Consider the following 4,281-nt stretch of genomic DNA (forward strand, 5'->3'; position numbering starts at 1 on the left):
AAAATGAAGCTATGGAAAATAGCTCTATGAAGGTTTGAACGGACCACGGTTCGTTTAGATACCATTTTATAGAGAGTTTGATCCTGGCTCAGGACGAACGCTGGCGGCGTGCTTAACACATGCAAGTCGAACGGAGCACCCTTGACTGAGGTTTCGGCCAAATGATAGGAATGCTTAGTGGCGGACTGGTGAGTAACGCGTGAGGAACCTGCCTTCCAGAGGGGGACAACAGTTGGAAACGACTGCTAATACCGCATGATATATTTGAGGGGCATCCCTTGGATATCAAAGATTTATCGCTGGAAGATGGCCTCGCGTCTGATTAGCTAGTAGGCGGGGTAACGGCCCACCTAGGCGACGATCAGTAGCCGGACTGAGAGGTTGACCGGCCACATTGGGACTGAGATACGGCCCAGACTCCTACGGGAGGCAGCAGTGGGGAATATTGGGCAATGGGCGCAAGCCTGACCCAGCAACGCCGCGTGAAGGAAGAAGGCTTTCGGGTTGTAAACTTCTTTTGTCAGGGAACAGTAGAAGAGGGTACCTGACGAATAAGCCACGGCTAACTACGTGCCAGCAGCCGCGGTAATACGTAGGTGGCAAGCGTTGTCCGGATTTACTGGGTGTAAAGGGCGTGCAGCCGGGCTGGTAAGTCAGATGTGAAATCTGGAGGCTCAACCTCCAAACTGCATTTGAAACTGCTGGTCTTGAGTACCGGAGAGGTTATCGGAATTCCTTGTGTAGCGGTGAAATGCGTAGATATAAGGAAGAACACCAGTGGCGAAGGCGGATAACTGGACGGCAACTGACGGTGAGGCGCGAAAGCGTGGGGAGCAAACAGGATTAGATACCCTGGTAGTCCACGCTGTAAACGATGGATACTAGGTGTGCGGGGACTGACCCCCTGCGTGCCGCAGTTAACACAATAAGTATCCCACCTGGGGAGTACGATCGCAAGGTTGAAACTCAAAGGAATTGACGGGGGCCCGCACAAGCGGTGGATTATGTGGTTTAATTCGAAGCAACGCGAAGAACCTTACCAGGGCTTGACATCCTGCTAACGAAGTAGAGATACATCAGGTGCCCTTCGGGGAAAGCAGAGACAGGTGGTGCATGGTTGTCGTCAGCTCGTGTCGTGAGATGTTGGGTTAAGTCCCGCAACGAGCGCAACCCCTATTGTTAGTTGCTACGCAAGAGCACTCTAGCGAGACTGCCGTTGACAAAACGGAGGAAGGTGGGGACGACGTCAAATCATCATGCCCCTTATGTCCTGGGCTACACACGTAATACAATGGCGGTCAACAGAGGGAGGCAAAGCCGCGAGGCAGAGCAAACCCCCAAAAGCCGTCCCAGTTCGGATCGCAGGCTGCAACCCGCCTGCGTGAAGTCGGAATCGCTAGTAATCGCGGATCAGCATGCCGCGGTGAATACGTTCCCGGGCCTTGTACACACCGCCCGTCACACCATGAGAGTCGGGAACACCCGAAGTCCGTAGCCTAACCGCAAGGGGGGCGCGGCCGAAGGTGGGTTCGATAATTGGGGTGAAGTCGTAACAAGGTAGCCGTATCGGAAGGTGCGGCTGGATCACCTCCTTTCTAAGGAGACCAGTTGGCTCCGACACCGATTACATGACGCGCGAAGCGCGGCATATAATTGATAAAAAAGTCGGAAGAAAGCCAACGGAATTCCTGGTCAGCTGGAGCTGGAAGGACGTTACGTTGTTTAATTTAGAGGGTACACGCCGGGAGATAGAAGGGGATATAGCTCAGCTGGGAGAGCGCCTGCCTTGCAAGCAGGAGGTCGCCGGTTCGAACCCGACTATCTCCACCAAAAAAGTGAACCTTCGTAGAGATACGAGGGCCCGTAGCTCAGCTGGCTAGAGCGTACGACTGATAATCGTAAGGTCGGTGGTTCGAGCCCACTCGGGCCCACCAGGCGATTTGCCTTTGGATTTGAAGACCTGATCGAAAGATCGGATCTTCAAATCTGACCGCAAAAAGTGGTTGGAGTTCTGCACCTTGAAAACTGAACAATGTGACAAAGCAAGTAAGGCAACAGAGAGGCATCATGCGGAAGCATGATGAAGCAAATTGATTGTGGAACAGCATTCGAAAGGATGCAGGGTGACATACAATTTCGATCTTTGTAAAGCCTGCATAATTCTCAAAGAGAACCAAGAATTCTCTGACAAGTCGCTGTGAAAACGGCGATAGGTCAAGCTGGAAAGAGCGCAAGGGGAATGCCTTGGCATCAGGAGCCGAAGAAGGACGTGACAAGCTGCGAAAAGCCTCGGGGAGGAGCAAATATCCATTGATCCGGGGATCTCCGAATGGGGCAACCCGGCTGGACAATATCCAGTCATCCTGCGTTGAACAAAATAGGCGTAGGAAGGGAACCGCCTGAACTGAAACATCTAAGTAGGGCGAGGAAGAGACATCAACCGAGATTCCGCAAGTAGTGGCGAGCGAACGCGGAAGAGGCCAAACCGAGGGATTTATTCCTCGGGGTTGCGGACAGTCATTTAGCGGAAGTTATCTAGGAGAAGGGTCTGGGAAGGCCCGCCACAGAGGGTGAGAGCCCCGTATCCGAAAGAGAAGGCCGTGAGACTGGATCCAGAGTACCGCGGGACACGTGAAACCCCGTGGGAAACAGGGGGGACCACCCTCCAAGCCTAAATACTACCTGATGACCGATAGAGGAGCAGTACCGTGAGGGAAAGGTGAAAAGGACCCCGGGAGGGGAGTGAAAGAGAACCTGAAACCTTGTGCTTACAAGCTGTCAAAGCACGTTAAAGTGTGATGGCGTACTTTTTGTAGAACGGTCCGGCGAGTTATAGTAACGAGCGAGCTTAAGGTATTCAGTACCGGAGGCGAAGCGAGAGCGAGTCTGAATAGGGCGTAAAGTTCGTTGCCATAGACCCGAAACCGGGTGACCTACCCATGAGCAGGTTGAAGTGGGGGTGAAACCCCATGGAGGACCGAACCGACCCCCGTTGCAATGGTGGCGGATGACTTGTGGGTAGCGGTGAAATTCCAATCGAACTCGGAGATAGCTGGTTCTCCCCGAAATAGCTTTAGGGCTAGCGTTATGTTAGATTACCGGAGGTAAAGCACTGAATGGTAGCGGGGCCGATAAGGTTACCAACGCCTATCAAACTAAGAATGCCGGCTAATTGATGCATAGCAGTCAGACAGTGTGAGATAAGTTTCATTGTCAAAAGGGAAACAGCCCAGACCTACAGCTAAGGTCCCGAATAGATGCTAAGTGGAAAACGATGTGGAGTTGCGAAAACAACCAGGATGTTGGCTTAGAAGCAGCCACTCATTAAAAGAGTGCGTAATAGCTCACTGGTCGAGTGACTCTGCGCGGAAAATGTAACGGGGCTAAGCATCTAACCGAAGCTTAGGATTGTCTTAGGACAGTGGTAGGGGAGCGTTCCATGTGGGGCGAAGTCGCAGCGGAAGCAGCGGTGGACTGCATGGAAGTGAGAATGCCGGAATGAGTAGCGAGAATTATGTGGGAATCATAATGGCCGAAAATCTAAGGTTTCTTGGGGAAGGTTCGTCCGCCCAAGGTAAGCCGGGAGCTAAGGCGAGGCCGAAAGGCGTAGTCGATGCACATACGGTAGAAATTCCGTAGCCACCGAACTTTAAGTCAGAGGGACACTTTTGGATAGCGGGACCCGGGCGTTGGTTGACCCGGGCGAAAGGGAGCGAAATTATAGTAGCGAAGTCCGCGATGCTGAGAGGCGAGAAAAGCTCTGATGTATACTAAGGTGCCCGTACCGCAAACCGACACAGGTAGATGAGGAGAGAATCCTAAGGCCAACGGGAGAAGGGTTGTTAAGGAACTCGGCAAGTTGACCCCGTAACTTCGGAATAAGGGGAGCCTCGAAAGAGGCCGCAGTGAAAAGGCCCAAGCAACTGTTTACCAAAAACACAGGTCTATGCTAAATCGAAAGATGACGTATATGGGCTGACGCCTGCCCGGTGCCGGAAGGTTAAGAGGAGATGTCAGCGCAAGCGAAGCATTGAATTGAAGCCCCGGTAAACGGCGGCCGTAACTATAACGGTCCTAAGGTAGCGAAATTCCTTGTCAGGTAAGTTCTGACCCGCACGAAAGGCGTAATGATTTGGGCACTGTCTCAACAGCCCGCCCGGCGAAATTGTAGTACTGGTGAAGATACCAGTTACCCGCAACTAGACGGAAAGACCCCATGGAGCTTTACTGCAGCTTAATACTGGAATTCGGTAACCCATGTACAGGATAGGTGGGAGGCTT

2 tRNA genes and 2 rRNA genes are annotated in these 4,281 nt (G+C 52.5%); all 4 read left to right on the forward strand.

From position 1 onward, the window contains the following. Positions 1-65: 65 nt before the first annotated feature. A 16S ribosomal RNA gene (locus H9X91_RS13865) occupies positions 66-1,595 on the forward strand. Positions 1,596-1,754: 159 nt separating this feature from the next. After that, positions 1,755-1,830: transfer RNA gene (locus H9X91_RS13870), tRNA-Ala, on the forward strand. Positions 1,831-1,857: 27 nt separating this feature from the next. Then, positions 1,858-1,934: transfer RNA gene (locus tag H9X91_RS13875), tRNA-Ile, on the forward strand. 278 nt (positions 1,935-2,212) lie between these two features. Then, positions 2,213-4,281: ribosomal RNA gene (locus tag H9X91_RS13880) — 23S ribosomal RNA — on the forward strand; the annotation flags it as partial.

The sequence above is a fragment of the Oscillibacter valericigenes genome (genome assembly GCF_016902445.1).
In the GTDB taxonomy this organism is placed as follows: Bacteria; Bacillota; Clostridia; order Oscillospirales; family Oscillospiraceae; genus Oscillibacter; species Oscillibacter avistercoris.